Here is an 18,928-nt window from a genome sequence, read left to right as displayed (position 1 = left end):
CCAGGAGATCACCTGGCCACCAGCATGGATTTCTGCTGTCCGCCCACAAGGAGAACCCAAGGCCATCGGACAGGACTTCGTCCTGACCCTTGACATACGCCACAAGTTGGGCCCCGACCACATTCGGACCGGCCGACGGGGCTGGTGGCTCGGTACCCCTGCCTGTCTCGTGGGTCCGATTTACTGACACACTCAGACTCGGGAAGGCACCACCAAGGGCAGCGCCGCCCAGATTCCCCCTCGCTGTATCAGCGCAGTATCTGGAGGCGATGCCATGTTCCTGTTCATGGTCACAAGACGTCTGCGTCGAGCTGTCGCAGCGCTGTCTCGAGGCGACGCGGGACCAGCATCGCGCCTCCTCGCACGCCGTTGCCATTTCAGCGCGATCGGCGTCGCCGGATTCGCGGTGCCCGTCAACGGTTCCGCTGCCATGCGGCGCCGCCTGCGTATGATGCTGGCCAATCTCCAGTCGGCCCGGTTCATTTGCGACCAGGTTGCGGTTCAGGGACCGGCCTGGGCGGCGGTGGTCGCCTGTCATCTGATCATGATTCCGTGCCCAAGCCGCCAAGAGACGGTCCGTCGGTTCACGCTGTTACTGGCCTGGCGATGGACCAGAGCCTCCAGCGGCCTGCTTCTCTCCGAACGCACCGATGTCGCCACCGTGCTCACGATGCTGGCTCATGAATCGGCGCTGGTAGGACCCGGTGGCGAACCAGACTCGGGGCAGGCAGTTGAACCGATGGCTCGCGGTCTCTCGCATCGGCGGCACCGGACGCTCCCGGGGCGGGTTGGTGATGAGGGTGTTGCCGGACTCGCCCCGTCCGCGGGGCAGGCGGAGACGCGCAAAGGCTCGGTATCCGTGCCGTGGGCGCCCCCTTCAGAGATGACGGCGCCGCCGTACGAGTGATGGGACAGCACGGCGAAAGCCCAGGGCCGGCGAAGTTCTTTGATTCAGCCCAAAACGCCGCGTCGGAGCCAACCGCGACCGAGCTCTTCGCCTTACGCGTTCGGTGAGAACATCGAGGAGCAACCACCCAAGATCAGCGCGATCCGCGCGGGCGCACCGCTCATGCCGCGCCGCGTGCGCGCTGACCTCCGCCGCGGCGCTGGGCACCACGTACTGCCGGATCAGCCGTGTTCCCGTCTGATGGATCATGTTGTCATGGCAGACGTCGTCGAAATCCACGTTCCGCTGGTGCCAGCTCCGGATATTGCGCCTGGCGCCTATCCGTTCCCCTGACTCGCTGTCCGATGGTGGCACGGTCACTGGTCCTGGTCATCCGGCTCAACGAGTTGGCCGATCCTGGCCAGACGACGATTCGTTGCGACCAGGTCGAATGGCTCTGGGTCCTGCGGCTCCTCCTCGGACGGATACTCCACAGGGGAGTCGCCGGCAAACGCGATACAGATCGGGTACGCCGCTCCCGGTCCGCGCTCCTGAACCTTCTCCAGCGTGACCTCATGCCACCAGCTCGCGCCGAAGTCGTACTCGTAGCGGACCTTCTTGGTCGCGCCGGTGAACACGTCCCGCAACCGGATCGCGAACTCGTCGGCCATCGCCGAGTTACGCAGATCGAACAACGGGTCGCTGTACCGCTTGCCACCGACCTCGAACATGTGCAGGTGGTCACCGTCCCACCCGAACAGCTCCTGAATCACGGCATGTAGGTCACCGAACGTGGCGATGGCCGGCACCAGCACCCTCCGCAAGATCGACGGAGACCAACGCATCAGCACAACCTTGAGCTGGTAGACCTGGTCGACCGAGCGGGCAACGCCTGAGGACACGAACGCGGTCAGCGCGGCAGTCACCCGCCCCGCGTCGGGATGGTCACACCCGGCCACCGCGTCCAGGCGCGACTGCAGGTCCGTGCCCGGGATCCGGTCGTACACCAGCGCCAGCGCCTCATCGGGGCCGGGCCCCTCCAGGGCGGCCGCGGCATGTTCGACCGCCAGCCACCACGTGTCGACCTGGGCCAGACGCGGCCCCCCGCCGTCCCAGGCGGCCAGCGTCGCCCGGGCATGTGGCCCCAGTTCCGGGATTCGCTCGGCCTCCCGCCACACTCCCAGCGCCTGCTCGCCCAGCCCGCCAGCCACGTCGCCCGCCCCGATCCGGGCCACCGCCGACACCCCGGCCGCAGCCGTCAGCAGCTCCCGCGCCGCGTCGGCCGCCGGCCGTGGTTCCAGCCACCGCCATGCGGCGGACCACGGATCCGCCCCCCGGCGCACGCAATCGGCCAGCAGTTCGACCACCTCGTTGGCGGGTAGGTCCGCGGTTATCCGCCGAGGCCGATCCGCCCGTGCGCACGCCCGTGCCCACTGGCCCAGCCTGGTCACCGCAACCGTCCGGGTGCTGGTGCCGGTCACCGCCCCCAACCGGCCCAGCAGATCCACCATCCCGGCGAACCGGTCGCCGGTCACCGAATCCACATACTGGGTGAGCACGTGAAACGGCACGTGGTCGGACCGGTCGCCGTCTTCCTCGTGCTCCTCGACGACTTCGCCCAACCAGTGCCACAGATGGCTCGGGTCCAGGCAGGGCCGGGTGGCCACTACCTCCAGGAACGCGAACGCGAGGGTGGCCACGCCCTGCTCGTACCGGGGATCGGACTCGACCGTGCACACCGCGCGGAACCCGGCCAGCCACGCATCGAGGACCTCGGCGTCCCCCAACGATGGCCACTGCTCCAGCACCGGCCCAGCCACAGCGACGGAGCCGGTGATCTTCAACAGTCCCGAGCCGAGGGCAAAGCTCCACGGCCGGTGCAGCCCGGGCACATCCGCCGCGGTCCGTACCCTGGCCGGCACCGGCACCCCCAGCACGGCCCCGGCGGCAGCAACATCAGCGCGACGCAACACCCGGCTGGCCGTCACCGGCCGGCCGTCACGTCCCACCCAGCGCGCCAGCTCGCATGCCTGATCGGCCATCATGCAACCACGGGCCAGCAGCGCCGCACCGGCGACGTCGGCAGGAGCTTCCACTGCGAGGGGGCGCGGATCCATCCGGCGACCCTATCCGCGCCCGTTCGAGGACATCGAAGCGAGGTGGGCCGGCGGTCCGGAGCAGAACGACGACCGCGGTCTGGGGCCTGCCGCCACGGCTACCAGCCATCGCCGGCCCGCCATGGCCGTGGTTCCCGCTGCTGGCAGCGAACTGACGGCCGGTAGGGTCACGATGCCGCCACTGGCGGGGGAAGCGAGGTGGTTCGAGGATCAGCGACAAATAGCGGATCAGCGGGCGTGTCACTCGGCGATCGCGTTTCCGCGGGTGCTGCCGGCAGCATCCGGCTGCCCGAGCTGTACCGCAGACGTGGTATTTGTCTTCCTCGGCTACGGCTTCCGGCGACGCTCCGCCCGGTCAAAGGACGGGGCGATGTTCTTGTCGTTCCTGCCGGCGATCAGCAAGCAAGTCAGCCCTGTGGGGTTCCATAACCCTGTCACAGTGGTCTGAGCTGGGCTTGCTACGCGGCTCGTTCGTACTCGTTGATCAGCCCGCCGAGGACCGGCCGGCGTTTGATCCGCTCTTTGGTTAGGTCGATGACGGGTCGGTCGGATTGCGGAGGCTGCAACTGCAGGCCCCGGTGGGGACGCCGCGCGTTGTAGTGTCGCGCGTACTGATCAAGTGTTCGGCGTAGGTGCCGTTCGCCGCTGATGAGCATGCGGTCGGTGACCTCGCTGCGGACGGTGCGCACGAACCGTTCGGCGTAGGTGTTCGCGCGTGGGCTACGTGGTGGGATCTTGCATACGGTGATGCCGGCGTCGGCCAGTACGGCGTCGAAGGCGGCGGTGAACTGTCCGGCCCGGTCCCTAACCAGGAACGTGAACTGGCATCCGGGCGATCCTCGCCGGGATCAACACGCACGCTGGTCCGGCCTGGACCTGGTGTGCCAGTGGGGTTGGGACGCGGTCAGCCGCGGCGGCCGGGTCGCCGGTGTCCCGGCCACCCATCGGGACACGTGGCGGCGGTGCAATGACCGCGATGTCCGTGCCGCCGTCGGTGTGCTGGTCCGCTTCGGCGCGCTGCGCCTCGACGACCCACCGGATGCGCGTCGGGTGGCGTTCACCGCGCTGGGGCGCGCCGCAATGCCCTCATGCTGGTGAGTCCGGTCCAGGCCGCCGTACCCCCGCTCGGATTCGAGGTCAGCCGTTCGCGCGGCGCAGGGACCTCGCACGCGCTGCTGCCTGGTAGGCGGCGCCGGCAGAGGCGTTGGCGCCGTTGGCGGGCCACCATTGTCTGCGCGCGAGCGTGAAAGGATACCACCGCCCGTCCGGTCCCAGCCGCAGCCGTACCCCGGCACCGGCATCTGTGATCGTTCCCGCGTCGATGGACAGCTCGCCGACGGCGAATGTCCGTCGTCTGTGGACCTCGTCCACCGCTGCGGACATTTCGTCGGGGCCGCACGGTGTCGCTTCGATCGCCGCGGACACGCCTGCGGTGCCGCCGTGTCGATACGCGAGGGCGAGTCGCCGTAGGTCATCCTCGGGGATGCCGGTCAGCTGTGCCGCCTGCGTGGTGTGCGGGGTTCCCGAGGCGGATGCGAGCAGCCGTACCGCGTCGATCAGCGGGTCCTCCGTGCGGGTGGTGCTGCCGGCAAGCATGGCGGTGGCCCGTCCTGCCGCGTCTGCGGCGAGCAGGTCCAGGAGCCCTTTGCCGGGAACGCCCGGTGGCGTCTCCCAGCCTTCCCAGGCCCGCGGATCCGGGTGAGTATGTTGGCTCGCGCTCACGCTGCGCCTCCCGTGTTCAGGTCCGTGCCGAGGCTCACCAGCGCGGACAGTTCGCTATCGGACAGTTCAGTCAGTGCCATCGGCTCACCGGGCAGGACCGCTTCAGTCAATTGCCGCTTGCGGGCGAGGAACCCGGCGATGCGGTCCTCGACCGTGCCCTCGGCGATCAGATGGTGGACCTCGACGAGGCGGTGCTGACCGATGCGGTGCGCCCGGTCGGTGGCCTGGTCTTCGACGGCGGGATTCCACGGCCGGTCGAAATGGATGACGTGCCCGGCCCGGGTCAGGTTCAACCCGGTCCCGGCCGCACGGACCGACAGGACGAGCGCGTCGCCGTCACCGGACTGGAAACGATCGACGATCTTCTGCCGGGTTGCCACCGGTACGCCGCCGTGGATGAACTCCGCCCGGATGCCGCATGCATCGAGATGGGCGCGGATGAGGTGCCCCATGGACACGTACCCGGTGAAGATCAGTGCGGCGTCGTCGGTGAGGATGACCGCTTCCATCAGCTCTTCGAGGACCTGCAGCTTGCCGGACCGGGCGGCCTGCCTCGCGGCGTCCCACCCGTCCGGGGACTCGCGCAGGTAGTGCGCGGGCGAATTGCAGATCTGTCGCAGCGACTGCAGCAGACGCAACACCTGGCCGCGCCGTTGCAGGCCGTCGCTGGCCGTGATCCGCCCGAAAGCCTCTGCCGTGGCCGCCTGGTAGAGGGCGGCCTGCTCGCGGGTGAGCTCGACGTAGCGGTCGTTGACCACCTTGTCGGGCAACTCGGGGACGACGTCCGGGTCCGTCTTGCGGCGGCGCATGACGAACGGCGCGATGAGTCGGCCGAGTCGGCGCGCCGCGTCACGATCGGCGACAGCGTCGGCCGCTTCCCGCTCAGCGGCACGGCCGAACCGTTCGCGGAATGCGGCCAGGGAACCGAACAGCCCCGGGTTCGTCCAGTCCAGGATTGCCCACAGCTCTGTCAAGGAGTTCTCGACGGGGGTGCCCGTCACCGCGACCCGCGCCGCCGGGCGCAGCAGCCGCAAGGCGCGGGCAGCCTGCGAGCGGTGGTTCTTGATCTGCTGCGCCTCGTCAGCCACGACCAGGTCCCAGGGAACGTCGGCGAGCACCCTGGCGTCACGCAGCAGGGTCCCGTAGGTGGTCACGACAACCTCGCCGGGCTCCAGGCCGTCGAGGGACCGGCCGGTTGCGTGGTAGCGCCGGACGGTGACGCCGGGCGCGAACCGCGCGAACTCCCGTTCCCAGTTGGCGATCAGCGACGCCGGGCAGACGACAAGCGACGGGCCGGCGTCCTCCCGGGACAGCCGGTAGGCGATTACCGTGAGGGTCTTGCCGAGGCCCATGTCGTCGGCGAGCAGCGTCCCGAACCCCGCAGACGTCGTCCGCACCAGCCATTGCACGGCAAGACGCTGGTACCGGCGCAAGGTCGCATGCAGGCCGTCCGGCACCGCGAGGCTGTCGCGCGGACTGGAGCCGGCCGCGCGCAGGGTGGCTATGAGATCGGCCAGGCGCCCGGCCGCGGAGCAGGCAACGTCCCGTCCGCCGACCGTCACCTGGCCAGTGAGCGCCGCACCCAGGGCCTGTGCCGCGGTGAGCCGGCCCGCGCTGTGGTTGCGGGCGAGCAGCCGCGTCTCGGCGTCGATGACGACCCAGCGTCCGCGGATCCGGATGACCCCCGCGACCGCTTCGGCGGCCGCCTCGGTCTCCTCCTCCGTCAACGGGTTCCCGTCCAGGCTGAGCTGCCAGGTCAGATCCGCTTCGCCTGCCAGAGAGAAGGCGCCCGAGCCGCTGGGGGCCTGGGACGCGACGATGATCTGCCTCCCCAGGTCGCTGGCGGTGACCAGGTCGGCCGGCCATTCCGCCGTGACCCCGAGCGCAGCAAGCCGCTCCCCCTCCGGGCCCAGGAGTTCGGCGGCCTCGGCGCCGCCCAGCGTCCCGTCGCGCCGGACACGCTCCAGGGGCGGCCACTGCCGGCAGGCCCTGCGCACCAGCCGTTCCTCGGCACGACCGAGAAGGCTCTCCCCGGGCGCGTCCCCGCCCGAGTCCCTGCCTGCGTGGGCTGTTCGTAGCTGCGCGCGCAGCGGCAGACCGTCGCGGTCGGGTGGGCTCAGGCGGATCACCAGGGGTGCGGCGGCGGTCCCTTCGGCGGCATCGGCAGCGCGATCGACCCATTCGGCGGCGTCCGGGCCGAGCAGGCGCGCGGCTCCCGCGTACGGCAGATCCCCAACCACCAGGCGCGCTCCCGGAGGCCGCAGCAGCACCTCCGCGACCGTGTCGACGAACCGCGCGAGGTCAGGGTCCGGCCCGACGTTCAGGGCGAGCCGCCAACAGTCCCGGCCGTCGGCGTCCAGGGCCGGGTAGACGCGCCGGGCCGCGACCGCCTCCAGGGCTGCCTTTGCGGCAGCTGCCCAGGTTCGCGCCGATGGGTGAACCTCACCGTCGAGAGTGGCCAGGACCGGCAGGGCGGACAGGACAGGTAGCTCGTATCCCGCCAAAGGCTCGGGGAGGTCGCCGCCGATCCGGAAGCGCCAGTCGGTGAAGTCCACGGGGCAGCCAGCCTGCAGCAGCCGGGTGACGATCCCCTCGGGACTTCGGGCCTGTTCGCGGCGAGTACGGGCAAGGCGGGCCAGGTGTGCTCGTTCCGCGCAGAGAACCTGTTCCAGAAGCTCCGCGGCGGCGGCCGCCTTCGCCGCGTTCTTGCTCGTGGCCTCGGCGGAGCTGACGTAGCGGTCCGCAGCGTGGACGCAGCTGGCGGTACAGGTGAACACCAGCCGGTGGGCGGGGCCCGTCGCGTCCTGCGCGTAGGTCAAGTCCGCGACGACGCCGATCTGGGCGCGTTCGTTGAGGAGGCCGACCGGATTGCCCCCGGCCGCGGGACCTCCCGGCCCACCGTCTCCGTCGACGGGCGGCGAGAGATCCCTGACCAGGGCAAGTGCGGCTGACACGCGAGCTGCTCGGATCCCGGCGGCGACGGCGGGTTCGCCGACGACCGGCCCGTCAGGTGTCGTCACGTACGCGAGCGCGGTGCGTTCACCCACCTCCACATAGGCGGCCGGGGGCCAGGAGCGGGCCTGGGTGTGCATCGACAGGACCCCCGGCGCCTGCGCGGGGGTGGCGGCGAGGGAATCCCATGCTCTGGCGCGGTGGCGGACCCATCCCTGCGCTTGGGTTTCGAAGAGCAGCAGGTACAGCGAGCGTGTCGTCAGGCTTCCCGATGCAAGCCGGTCGGCCAACTCGGGGTCGGGCTCCGGCTGGCCGACCGCGTAGTCCAGCCATGCCTCCAGATCAGCGGGACTCGTCGCGGGCGTGGCTGGCACGGACACCGGGCCATCGTGGGCGGACGCCACCACCGCGGACCCTCGACCAGATACCCGGGACGATCCCGACCCCGAGGCCCCTTGTGGCCTGGGCGCCGCCGGGGCCGGGACCCCGACCAGCACCGCGAGTAACGACACCACCGCCCGTTGGCTCGCTCGTTTCTTGCTGGTATCGAAGCAGGGCTGCCCCTCGGCGGTCACGCCGTCGCGCTCGAGCGCCGCCCGCGCGGTGAAACCTCCCTCACCGGCCGATTCGATCACCCGCATCGGCGCCACGCCGAGGCGTTGGACCTCCAGATTGACGACCTCCACCGCGAGGTGGGGCTGCCGGGCAACGACAGCCATCGCCGCGCGGCGAACGTCGCTCCACCCGTCGTCGTCACCGGCGGCGAAGAGCACCTGATGCAGGTCCCGCGACGCCGCGGTGCCGTCAGAGAGACGGCGTCCGGCCTCGGCGATCAGCGCCGCACTGACCGCGCCGTCCTGGCAGGCACACCGTAGCGCCACGAAGAACTCGTCGACGTCCAGAGCGGTGAAGTCCGTGGCGGGGTCGGCGACCAGGGACCGAACGGCCAACCGTGCGCGTTCCTTCTCGATCTCGGCAAGCCGCCTGCCCCGCGACGGCTGCGGCGGCGCGGGCAGGCGCCGGACGCGGGCCAGGTCTGCGGGCGAGGGAATCAGGGGAGACTGATCTGACACGCTTCTTGTCTACCGTTAGCCGCTCTCCGCGTCGCGACCGGCCCGCGGAACCTCGCGTGTACCGTGCCCCGTCGCACACGCGGTGAGCCGGTCCGGCTATGCACTCCCCGCTATCAGCCCCGTGGCGGTAGGGGCCACACGCCTTCTACCAGCACAGACACCATCCCGTCGCCGGTCACCGGGCGTTCCGTGCCGTACGGGACCCGCCACCGGCGCGAACCTACTCAATCAAGCAGGGGAGTGGTGGCTGATGCGCCGCCCTAAAGATGATCATGGAATGGTCGATGATGCGGTGCCGTCCGGTGGTCGAAACCACCTCCAGCAGCCTGGACAACGCCGAGAACGCCAGCGTCGAGCTGACGGTGGACCCCACCCCGGGGCCTGTCCGGCCGGGTAGATTGACTCATCAGCAGGCGTGGCCGCCCCGCCTGCCCGACCAGCCGATCTTCTACCCGGTCCTCAACGAGCAGTACGCCATCATGATTGCCAGGGACTGGAACGTGCCCGCCTCCGGCGTCGGCTACGTCACCCGTTTCGAGGTCGGCCGGCAGTTCGCTTCCCGTTACCCGGTTCAACAGGTCGGCGGGCGCGACATCCTCGAGCTATGGGTGCCGGCCGAGGAACTCGACGAGTTCAACCTGGGGCTCTCCTTCGAGGAGATCACGACCGAAGCGGACCTGCCCGACTACCGGCGGTTCTGGTGCGCCGAGACAGGGATCGGCGTAGTGGTCCTGGCCATGGCCTCGCCTGATGAGCCTTATGAACCAGGAGATGTATGGTCGATCCAGCCCGAGCGGCAGGGGATCATCAACCTCGAAGGTGATGAGAATGACCGCCGGTCAACCACCGATGGTCTTGCCCACATGTTGCAGTTGGAGCTGGCGATGTGGCCGACATGGTTGCAACGCCGGCAGGCCCGCCCCGCAGAACATGATCACGAAGTGTCATCGCTGTACCAGTGAGGCGCCGCCTCGGACCGCCCAGCCGGGTGGCTCCAGATGGAGGCCGGCTACCAGTCGGTGGTCGCGCGGTGTGAGCGCAATTCTGCAATCCCTCGAACCCGGCGTGCTGCACGAGTACGCGATCACGGGTCGTTGATGCGCTCAAGGATCTCGTCCAGGGCGGAGACGTATGGCAGGTCCGGCCGTGTGGGCGTGCCGGTGCGGCAGAGCGCGAGACCGCGGTAACCGAGGCTGATGGCGGCGGCGACCAGGTCGGCGTTGTCGTCTACGTAACAGGTGTGTGGTGGTGGCACGCCCAGCGCCTCGCTTGCCGCCCGGTAGATCGCCTGGTCCGGTTTCCTGGAGCCCAGCTCGCCGGCCACGGCGAAGTATCGGAAGTAGCCGCGCAGGCTGATCTGCTCGTAGCTGGCCCGTAAGGACTCTGCGGTCTCCAGGCTGTCGGTGACCACCGCCATCGGCAGGCCTCGCTCGTGCAGTCGTTTGAGGGTGGTGGGCACCTCGGGGAAGGGCTGTACTGGGTTCAGATCCGCGGCGATCAGCTCGTCCAGCAGTGGTTGCGGCGGCCGGCCGATCCCGAGTTCGGCCAGGACGGTGCGGCAGTAGCCTTCCCACGTTCCGAACCTCTGCGCACGCTCGAGCATGGTGGCTCCGGACCGGAACGCGTGCGGCAGGTCCTCAATGGGCGCCGCCGGCCAATGCCGCCGGAGGATTTCCTCCAAGTTCTGGTAGGAACGCGCAGGCGCGGGTTGGATCAACGTGCCGGACGAGTCGAACAGGACCGCCCGGATACCGGGCCGCTGGAGGCGTTGCTGATGCATCATGCTCGGGCGCCTCATAGCCGGGCGTGTGCTGCGATGAGGCGTTCCTGGTCCGGGCGTTGCGATCGGTTGCCGGAGATCTCGTCGGCCCAATCCAGTAGGCGGTTCAGGTGGCTGTCGATGGTTACGGTGGCGCTGCCCGGGTTGCCGATCACGATTTCTCCGCTGGTGCCGTCGATGGTGACGAGTGTCCCTTCGGCGACGACGCGTTCGTCGGCCCGCACACACTCCGCCACCACGTCGACGGTGAGGGCGGTGGCGTCCACGACGGCGGGTTTGCCCATGGCTCGGGCGACGACGGCCGCGTGGCTGGTAGGTCCGCCACGGCTTGTGACTATCCCGGTGGCGGCCGCCAGGCCGTGCATGTCCAGCGGTGAGGTGCAGGGGCGTACGAGAATGACCGGGCCGTCGGCGGCCATGCGTGCGGCCCGGTCGGCGGTGACCGCGATGCGCCCGGCCGCGACACCGGGACATGCGCCCCGGCCGCGAGTGAGGACGTCGAGCCCGTCGCCGGTGCGGATCCGGGGTGTGTGGGCGTTGCGCAGATGCTGTGGTGAGATCCGCCGTAGGGCCGTGTGCCGGTCGATGAGCTGCTCGTCGGCGAGGTCGACGGCGACGCGGATCGCGGCGCGGCCGGTCAGGCCGCCGGGCCGTACCTGCAGAAGCCACAGGCGGCCTGCCTCGAAGGTGAACTCGACGTGGCAGGCGTCGCGGTAGTGCTGTTCGATCCGGTGCAGGGCCGCCAGGAGGTTTTCCCATACCGCCGGCTCCCGGTCGGCAAGCTCGGGCAACGGCCGGGTGCTGGACCGCCCGGAGACGACGTCCTCGCCCTGCCGGCCGAACAGGACGTCACCGAACGGGGTCTTCTCGCCGGTGTTGGGATCGCGGCTGAAGGCGACGCCGGTGCCGCTGCGCTCGTCGCGGCTGCCGAACACCATTGCTTGGACGATCACGGCAGTGCCTGATTCGTGCGGGATGTCGTGCAGTTCGCGGTAGGTGATGGCGCGCGGGGTGTTCCAGGACGCGAAGACGGCACACACCGCCGCCCGCAGCTGGTCCATCGCGTCGTCAGCGACAGCTATGCCGGAGAGCCGCGTGCCTGCTTCCGCGTCGTCCGTGGTCCCGTGGAAGGCGGCCGCGAAGCTGGTCAGGAATTGCCGGCGCGCCTCCTGTACGAAGGCCGGGTTGCCGGTCTCGGCAGCCAGTCCGGCGGTCGCCTCGGTGGTGAGGCCGAGGTTGAGGACGGTGCTCATCATGCCAGGCATCGACACGGCGGCGCCGGACCGAACTGACACGATCAGGGGCCGTCGGGCGGCACCGAGGCGCCTCCCGGTGGCCGCCTCAAGTCCTTGGACGGCGGTGGCCAGCTCGGCGTCAAGGCCCTCCGGTAACCGCCCGTCACGGAGGAAGGTGCGGCAGGCGTGGGTGCCGATGACGAATCCGGCCGGGACGGGCAGGCCGAGACGCCGCAACACGACGAGACCGTGTCCCTTACCGCCAAGCAGCGTCGGGGACTCGTCGGTGCCGGGAGTGAGGGGATAGATCCAGCTCATCGGATGGTGGCCCACTGACGCGGGATGCCGAGGGTGGCGAGCAGGTCTTCGTGGAGTTGGAACCACACGGTGTGATAGGAGGTGGTGCTGTCGACCAGTTGTTCCAGAGCACCGGCCTGGGCACGGTCGAGCGCTGCGGCGAGTCTGATCCGGTACCGCCGGAACCGCGGCAACGCCGCGGACAGATCCGCACACACAGCCTCGGCACGTTGGTCCAGGTCAGCGAATCGGTCCAGGACCCGAGCGTCATACGCGCGGTCGGAGTGGTCGTTCGGCGTCACAACGCCGTCCACGGTACGCAGCTGCCATGCGGAGCAAAGATCCAGCAGCTCGGGGTTCAGCACCATGAATTTCTCGTACGCCGCGGCCACGGCATCCCGGGCACCGGTGGCGTCGACCTCGCCGGTAATCCGTCGGGCGTTCTCGACGCGGCCAGCCTCGGTGAGACCCCACCCGCCGAACTCGCCCGGTGTCCGCGTCACCAAGCCGGCCACGGCGAGATCGATCAGGTGGGACTCCACCTCCGCCGCAGGGAGGCCGACTGCATCCGCAAGGCGGGACAGCTCGGCGAATCCGATGCAGCGAAGCACGTGCAGCACGACCGATCCCGTGGAGCCCGTCATCGTTCATCCCTCTCGCGTTGCGTCTCGGCCACCGGGGTGGTTGCTGCCGCATAGGCGGCGCCCCGGCCGTATGCCCGAGCGATGATCTTCCCGGCTCGGATGCGTATCGCGGCTTCGGTGTCCTCGGCGGTACCGGCGCCGATGGCGGACGCGAGCGCGGCCTGGTCATCGAGGACGAGGCGCATCGACGGGCTGATCGCCGGCCCGAACAGCCGCCGCAGGCAGGCGGCGAGGTCGGTGATCCTCAGCCGGACCAGTGCTCCGGTCTCGGCCGGGTCGCTCGTGACGACCGCGACAGTGACGAGATCCCCCGGCCGGGCGGCACGAACCGCTTCCTCGGCCGCCCCCAGGCGGCCTGTTCCGAGGACCACGATGAGTCCGTCGCTGTCGAACCCGACGGGACGGTCGCTGATCGCATCCGTCAACTCCGTAGGCGGCGTCCAGGTGTCGCGACACAGTTCGGGTGCGGCGACGTACGGCAGGTGGGGCGGGTTCCAGACGTCGACCACATCGAGGCCGGCGAGATGATGGCAGGCTCGCGCTACGTCGAACGGGTCACCGAAGCCGGGCGCGGCCTGGGCAAGATGACCTGCTCCGTTCAACAGGGTCAGGATCAGCTCGGCCAGCCGAACCCGCCGACCCGCATCGGGCGGCTGGCAGGACTCCAGCGCAAGAGCCAGCAGCAGGCCTTCCAACATCGTGAGCTCGGCCAGGGCGGTACGCCCGGGTTCGTCGTCGAACACCCCGGTCAGTGACTGGGACTTCAGTTTGCCGGCGGCGGGCGGATCACCGGCCAGCGGCAGCCGCTCGAGCCAGACGCGCGCAAAGGCCTCGGCTGCCGTCGCCACATCCATCGCCGCCGCGGGCGCGTCCAGCGCGGCCGTGCGCGGCACAGACTCGAGCAGGACCGCCAGGTACAACGACCGCTTGCTCGGGAAGTTCGAATACACGGCACCTCGGGTCAGGTCCGCCCGAGCGGCGATGCGATCAACCTTGGCGTCGGCATAGCCGTGCTCGGCGAACTCCTGCGTCGCCGCCGCCAGCACGGCTACACGCGTCCGCACCTGCTGTTGCGCCCGGGTCAAGCGCACCATCTGAACCCCCTTTACCGCGTTCATCCACTGCAACATACTATCAACATCCGGATGTTGAGAACATCCGGATGTTGCCTGTCTGCAGGTTCTCACCGAAGGGAGCGCCATGACCGACCACGGCCTGGAAGCACACGGGCTCACCAAGCGTTTCCGCGGCATCACCGCCCTCAACGGCGTCGACCTCGCTATTCCCCGAGGCCAAATTCTGGGTTTGCTGGGCCCCAACGGCGCAGGTAAGACCACCCTCATCCGTGTCCTTGCCACCCTGCTCAGGCCCGACAGCGGAACCGCGCATGTGGCCGGCTACGACGTCACGCGCCAACCGGGACAGGTACGCCGGCGCATCGCCCTGTCCGGCCAGCACACGAGCGTCGACGAGGAACTCGACGGGCGGGCGAATCTTGTCATGATCGGTCAACTCCTCGACCTGACCCGGCGCGACGCCACCCGCCGGGCCGACGAACTGCTGTCCCGGTTCGGCCTCACCGAGGCAGGCAGCCGGCGCGTCGCCACGTACTCCGGAGGCATGCGCCGCCGGCTCGACCTGGCGGCGAGCCTCGTCGGCCACCCCCAGGTGGTCTTCCTGGACGAACCGTCGGTCGGGCTCGACCCGGGCAAACGCGAGGAGCTGTGGCAGATGATCCGCGACCTCAGCTCCGACGGGGTCACCATCCTGCTGACAACCCAGTACCTGGAAGAAGCTGACACCCTCGCCGACGCCGTCATGGTTATCGACCACGGCCGGGTCATCGCCAGCGGAACTCCAGCTCAACTCAAACAACAGGTCGGCGGACACACCGTCAACGTGCGGGTCAACGACCCCGCCGACGCCGATCGCGCCGCCGCCATCCTCACCGCCGTCACCGACCGAACCCCGGCACGCGCCACCCGGCACCAACTCGCCGTGCCGGTCTCCGATGACGACGACTTCTTCCAGATCGCCGCCGAACTACGCCGCCAAGCCGTCAACGTCAGCGAGCTGTCGCTACGCCTACCCAGCCTCGACGAAGCATTCCACGCCCTGACCGACGCAGCAGCCGACACGCCGACTCCGCAAAGGCCCTGACATGACCACGCCCACCCACTCACTCAACGCGCAAGCAGGCCGGCCGCCGCGCTGGCTACGCCACAGCCTCATCCTCGCCCGCCGCAGCCTCGCCAAGACCTCCCGCAATCCAGGCGCCATCGTCAACGGCGTGGTCACCCCCGCACTCTTCCTCGTCCTCTTCCTGTATCTCTTCGGTAGGGCGGTAGCTGGCTCAACCGACGACTACGTGCAATACCTGTTCCCCGGCATCATCGTTATGGGCGCCAGCCTGGCCGGGCTCGTCTCGACCGGCACGAACATCAACATAGATCTGAAGAACGGCGTCACCGACCGCTTCCGAAGCCTGCCCATCAGCCGCCTGGCGCCGCTGCTCGGCTCCGTGCTCGCCGACATCGCCCGCTACCTGATCGGCGTCGCGATCCTGTTCCTGCTCGGAACGATCCTCGGCTTCCGCAGCCACGCCGGCATCGCCACCACCCTCGCCGCCATTGGCTTGGCCGTCCTGTTCGGCTTCTGCATCAGCTGGATCACCGTGCTCATCGGCGTCATGGTCAAGAACGCCGAGGCCGTCCTGGCGTTCAGTTTCCTGACCTTCCTACCGCTTCAGCTCGGCACCAGCCTCGCCACCCCCACCACGAGCCTCCCCGGCTGGCTGCAATCCTGGGTACACATCAACCCGGTGACCGCCGTCATGGACGCCTGCCGCGCGTTGCTCAACGGAACGCCGCCCGGCGACCGGATCACCACCACACTCATCTGGTGTGCGGCGATATTCCTGGTGTTCTGCCCGATGGCGGTCTGGATCTACGGTCGCCGCGAATAATCGCGAACGACCAGAAAGACCGAAGGCTGGGCATCGACATGGCCACACCAAAGCCGCACTCAAACGACTACCAGGGTTTCGATGATTTACAGAGGTGGGCGTGACCGGAATATCTCACCGCCAGCTATCTGAAGTTCCGGACCGGCTAACACGGCTTACCGCCGCGTTAGAGCGCTATGAGAGCGGTTTGCAAGCGTTGAATCAGGAGCTGGCCGATGAGATTCTCGCCTGCCGGCTGGCGGGCGCGACGTGGAGCGAGATCGGCGAGCGCCTGGGAATGACGAAGCAAGGGCGCAGAAGCGCTGGGGTGGCTCGCCGCGTGAGGCTCGCGCTTCGGTACACCGCGACGGATGTTCGGAGCAGCGTTCCTGGGCACGCACATCCAGGTTCACCATGCTTGCCCGCCAACCGCCCGCATCAGTCCTGCCCGAGGGGCCGCCGAAGAACCAATCCCAGGGAGACTGGGACGTATTCACTCTGAACCAGCGCTCATAGGAAGTCCGGGTCGGCGTCGTGCCGCTCAATGGCCCACAATGGATCCGATCGCAAACATGTCGCCCCTCCAGCGCAATGCACTCACTTCGGCAATTGCGGATGCAGCCGACGGCGGTTCAGGGATCAGGTGACTGCAGAAGGCGTGCCTGCAGGTACGGCGTCCAGTCCCGAGCGGCTTGGCGTGCCCACCTGGCGGCGCTGCAGATGCTTATATCGAGTACGTCGGCGATGACGGCTGGGGGCAGTTCTGCCGCCAGACCCTGTGCGTGCCGAAAACCTCGTCCGCACAGGTCAGGCGGCGTGTTCGTATTCGTGGAGGACGCCACCCAGACGATCACGCCGACGGATGTCGAGGCGTGTGATCGTGTCTGGGACGGTGATTGGCTCCGGCAGCGGATGTAGCGGCCGAGCGTTCGAAATCCCCCGGTGGGGCCGGTGGGCGTTGTGGTGCCGCTCGTACTTGTGCAGGGCGTGCAGCAGATGGCGCTGGTTCCAGATCAGAGTTCGGTCCAGCAGCTCGTGGCGGCAGCTTTGGATCCACCGTTCGATGATTGAGTTCATGCGGGGCATCTGGACGCCGCTGAGCACGACCTTGATACCGGCGTCGGCGAGGATCGCGTCGTGCCTATTCGTCTCCAGGACACGATGATGCAGCGTCCACAACGCCGTCTCGGGGACGCCGTCAAGCTGCGGCGCGATGGTCATGGTCGCTATCCCTCCCACCATGCCAAGTCATGTGGACCATGCTCGCCTGCACCATCGACCCCTACGTCCGCCGGTCAGCCGCCGTAGCTGAGCCCGTGTCCGAAGGGGTAGAGGGCACCCGCACCGTCCGCGCGCGGGATCGTGACGGGCAGTTTGCCGACGGGGTTGACCTCCCCGAACAGCACGCGGGTCAGCGACTCCATCGAGGCGGCCGTGTAGCCGTAGGTGGCCAGGTAGGTTGGCGCCGCGGTGAGGTACGAGACGTCATAGGGGTTGCGCATTCCCGAAACGACGACCGGCTTCCCCGTCACGAGCAGCGCCTTGATCAGAGCCTGCTGAGCGGCGGCCGACGCGGTGGGCAGCCCGGTGTCGAGGTTGACACTGGCCGCGTTCATCGTCGATACCACCACGAGGTCGCTGCGCGCGGCTTCGGCGACCACCTGGTTGATCCTGGTCTGGCTGGGTGTCGTGCCCGTCTCCGCGATCGTGACCGTCTGCCCACGTTGGCCGATCGCGCTGCCGAGCGTGCTCGTCGTCGTCACGCCCCAGCCGGTCACGAGAACCTTCCGCGGGTCACGAGTGAGCGGCAGCACGCCGGCGTCGTTCTTGACGAGCGTCGTGGTGTGGTCGGTGATGAGTTGCGCGTCGGCGAGGTGGTCGGGCGCGCCGACGACCTTGTCCGCCAGCTCGACGTCGATGAACGGATGGTCGAACAGCCCCCTTTTCATCTTCAGCCGCAGGATCCGGTAGACCGAATCGTCAAGGCGCCGCGTGGAGATCTCGCCGTTGCGGACTGCGTTGAGCACCGACGTGTAGGCGACGTCCATCTGCGGCGCCAGCACGAGCTGGTCGGCGCCGGCCTTGAACGCCTCGACCGGCGCGACGTTCGGCGGGTACGTGCTCGTCGCCCCTTGCATGTCGAGGGCGTCGGTGACGATGAGTCCGTCGTAGTTCAGCTCCTCGCGTAGCAGCCCGGTGAGGATGGGCTTGGACATCGTCGCCGGTGCGCCGCTGGAATCGACCGACCGGAGCACGACGTGCGCCGTCATGATCGTGTCGACGTCTTGAGCGATCGCGGCCCGGAACGGTGGCAGGTCGATCGCCTCGAGCTGCTCGCGGGTGTGGGTGACTTCCGGCAGGCCGAAGTGGCTGTCCTTGGCGGTGTCGCCGTGCCCCGGGAAGTGCTTGGCAACCGTGGCCACACCGCCGTCGTGGTAGCCGGCCACCTGGGCAGCCACAATCTCGGAAACCAGAGTGGGGTCTTCACCGACCGATCGCACGCCGATGACAGGGTTGGCGGGGTTGACGTTGACGTCAGCGACCGGTGCATAGTTCTGGTTGATCCCGACGGCCGCCAACTCGGCGCCGATCACCTCGGCCGAGCGGTGCGCGTCGGCCTTCGATCGTCCCGCGCCGAGGGCCATGTTGCCGGGCATCTCCGTGGCCGGTGCGACGAGCCGGAAGACGACGGCGCCACCCTCCTGGTCCGTGGAGATGAGCAGCGGGATCGGTTGCCGCTGGCTGAGGGCGGCCGTCTGCAGCCCGTTGGACAGCGTGGCGATTTGCCGCGGGTTTCGCACGTTGTCGGGCCCGCGCCTGGAGTCGAAGTAGATGACCCCGCCCGGCTTGTACTTGTCGATGACCTGGGCCGGGGTGTCGACACCGTACAGCGCCCGGTTTCTGGCCGCCATGGCCGGGGACACGGTGGTGACGTCCTGGCCATACACCTCGACGACGAACAGTTGCCCGACCTTCTCCTCGAGGGTCATGTGCCGAATCGTGCTGATGATCTTGCCGCGGAACCCCGCGTCACCCGAATGCCCGGGCCCACCACTGTTCACCGCGCCGATCGGACCCTGCGGCTCAGCGACCGCCGGTGCCGCCGTGGACGACAGAAGCGCGCCAACCGAGACAATGGCGACGCGGACTCGCCAATCGAACCGATGGCGCATGCGAACCTCCGGGGGGTGTCTCTATGGTCTTTGTCAACCGGTAACGGCGAGGTTTTCGGGGTTTTTGGTGCTGGGTTGCTGGTAGGGCTGCTTGTCACGGAGCAT

Annotated in this window: 14 protein-coding genes and 1 pseudogene; 5 read left to right on the top strand and 10 right to left on the bottom strand. The window is 68.8% G+C overall.

All coding sequences use genetic code 11. The features are described 5' to 3' along the window. The first annotated feature begins 274 nt into the window (after positions 1-274). On the top strand, positions 275-907 hold the full coding sequence (locus ABZ807_RS31190; RefSeq protein WP_357166022.1) for a hypothetical protein: 633 nt from the start codon (positions 275-277) through the stop codon (positions 905-907). A 356-nt stretch (positions 908-1,263) separates the two neighbouring features. Here the strand turns inward: ABZ807_RS31190 and ABZ807_RS31185 are convergent, their stop codons facing one another. Beyond that, a complete protein-coding gene (locus ABZ807_RS31185) occupies positions 1,264-3,003 on the bottom strand; it encodes a plasmid pRiA4b ORF-3 family protein (protein WP_357166019.1) in 1,740 nt (579 codons plus the stop codon). Between the two features lie 458 nt (positions 3,004-3,461). Next, positions 3,462-3,752: an integrase core domain-containing protein gene (locus tag ABZ807_RS31180; protein ID WP_357166028.1), complete on the bottom strand. Its 291-nt coding sequence runs from the start codon at positions 3,750-3,752 to the stop codon at positions 3,462-3,464. A 67-nt stretch (positions 3,753-3,819) separates the two neighbouring features. On the opposite strand from ABZ807_RS31180, the gene ABZ807_RS31175 reads away from it, so the two are divergent. After that, the gene (locus tag ABZ807_RS31175; RefSeq protein WP_357166016.1) at positions 3,820-4,101 is read left to right on the top strand and encodes a hypothetical protein; all 282 of its coding nucleotides are present in this window, start codon (positions 3,820-3,822) and stop codon (positions 4,099-4,101) included. A 39-nt stretch (positions 4,102-4,140) separates the two neighbouring features. Here the strand turns inward: ABZ807_RS31175 and ABZ807_RS31170 are convergent, their stop codons facing one another. Together ABZ807_RS31170 and ABZ807_RS31165 are read right to left on the bottom strand one after the other, a co-directional pair. Beyond that, on the bottom strand, positions 4,141-4,725 hold the full coding sequence (locus ABZ807_RS31170) for a hypothetical protein (RefSeq protein ID WP_357166014.1): 585 nt from the start codon (positions 4,723-4,725) through the stop codon (positions 4,141-4,143). Beyond that, entirely contained in the window at positions 4,722-8,750 is a 4,029-nt protein-coding gene (locus ABZ807_RS31165) for an SNF2-related protein (RefSeq protein ID WP_357166011.1), read from the bottom strand. The genes ABZ807_RS31170 and ABZ807_RS31165 overlap by 4 nt, the downstream gene beginning before the upstream one ends. Positions 8,751-9,160: 410 nt before the next feature. Between ABZ807_RS31165 and ABZ807_RS31160 the strand changes: the two are divergent. After that, positions 9,161-9,388: pseudogene (locus ABZ807_RS31160) on the top strand (ADP-ribosylation/crystallin J1); the annotation flags it as partial. A 446-nt stretch (positions 9,389-9,834) separates the two neighbouring features. On the opposite strand, the gene ABZ807_RS31155 reads toward ABZ807_RS31160, so the two are convergent. Genes ABZ807_RS31155 through ABZ807_RS31140 form a run of 4 tightly spaced genes read right to left on the bottom strand, consistent with a single transcriptional unit; the run spans position 9,835 to position 13,824 of the window. Next, on the bottom strand, positions 9,835-10,530 hold the full coding sequence (locus tag ABZ807_RS31155) for an HAD-IA family hydrolase (RefSeq protein WP_357166025.1): 696 nt from the start codon (positions 10,528-10,530) through the stop codon (positions 9,835-9,837). A 14-nt stretch (positions 10,531-10,544) separates the two neighbouring features. Continuing rightward, complete coding sequence (locus tag ABZ807_RS31150; RefSeq protein WP_357166008.1) at positions 10,545-12,083, bottom strand: pyruvate, phosphate dikinase; 1,539 nt, start codon at positions 12,081-12,083, stop codon at positions 10,545-10,547. Beyond that, positions 12,080-12,706: a transcriptional regulator gene (locus tag ABZ807_RS31145; RefSeq protein WP_357166005.1), complete on the bottom strand. Its 627-nt coding sequence runs from the start codon at positions 12,704-12,706 to the stop codon at positions 12,080-12,082. Before ABZ807_RS31145 ends, ABZ807_RS31150 begins: the two co-directional genes overlap by 4 nt. Continuing rightward, on the bottom strand, positions 12,703-13,824 hold the full coding sequence (locus ABZ807_RS31140) for a TetR/AcrR family transcriptional regulator (RefSeq protein ID WP_357166002.1): 1,122 nt from the start codon (positions 13,822-13,824) through the stop codon (positions 12,703-12,705). Before ABZ807_RS31140 ends, ABZ807_RS31145 begins: the two co-directional genes overlap by 4 nt. 82 nt (positions 13,825-13,906) lie before the next feature. Between ABZ807_RS31140 and ABZ807_RS31135 the strand changes: the two genes are divergently transcribed. Beyond that, positions 13,907-14,866, top strand: coding sequence for an ATP-binding cassette domain-containing protein (locus tag ABZ807_RS31135; RefSeq protein ID WP_357165999.1), 960 nt, complete (start codon positions 13,907-13,909; stop codon positions 14,864-14,866). A 1-nt stretch (position 14,867) separates the two neighbouring features. Beyond that, entirely contained in the window at positions 14,868-15,671 is an 804-nt protein-coding gene (locus ABZ807_RS31130) for an ABC transporter permease (protein WP_357165996.1), read from the top strand. Between the two features lie 786 nt (positions 15,672-16,457). Here ABZ807_RS31130 and ABZ807_RS31125 read toward each other — a convergent pair. Continuing rightward, on the bottom strand, positions 16,458-16,871 hold the full coding sequence (locus tag ABZ807_RS31125) for an integrase core domain-containing protein (protein WP_357165993.1): 414 nt from the start codon (positions 16,869-16,871) through the stop codon (positions 16,458-16,460). A 74-nt stretch (positions 16,872-16,945) separates the two neighbouring features. Further along, positions 16,946-18,823, bottom strand: a complete 1,878-nt coding sequence (locus ABZ807_RS31120) for a glycoside hydrolase family 3 protein (RefSeq protein ID WP_357165990.1) — start codon at positions 18,821-18,823, stop codon at positions 16,946-16,948. Positions 18,824-18,928: the final 105 nt, after the last annotated feature.

The sequence above is a fragment of the Micromonospora sp. NPDC047548 genome, assembly GCF_040642975.1.
Classification (GTDB): Bacteria; Actinomycetota; Actinomycetes; order Mycobacteriales; family Micromonosporaceae; genus Micromonospora.
This window is presented reverse-complemented; position numbering and strand designations above follow the sequence as displayed.